1 protein-coding gene is annotated in these 285 nt (G+C 35.1%); it reads right to left on the bottom strand.

Annotation, left to right across the window (positions count from 1 at the left end):
• Nucleotides 1-285, bottom strand: a 285-nt coding sequence (locus FCK90_RS15265) for a hypothetical protein (protein ID WP_158035149.1), incomplete at both ends; no start/stop codon positions are given.

Raw genomic sequence — 285 nt, 5'->3', positions numbered from 1 at the left:
TAAGTGAGTTCGAAGTTACATATTCATCATCTGTGGTGAAATTGAAGCTAGTATTCCATGCTCTTACTAATCCACCATTTAGATTATCGTATTGGGTGCTAATTGTTAGCGTGTATCCAGTTGCAGGTTCTAAATCCTCAAAAGTATTTATCCAACTAGCTGTATTCCCACCTTGAAATGACCCTTTTTTAACTTCTGTACCGGTTGTCGTATTTTTTAATACGTATTGGAAATCTTTATTTGTTCCGCCAACAAAATAACTTTGCGGATCGTTATAAGAGAATT

Source organism: Kocuria coralli (genome assembly GCF_008831305.1).
In the GTDB taxonomy this organism is placed as follows: Bacteria; Actinomycetota; Actinomycetes; order Actinomycetales; family Micrococcaceae; genus Kocuria; species Kocuria coralli.
This window is presented reverse-complemented; position numbering and strand designations above follow the sequence as displayed.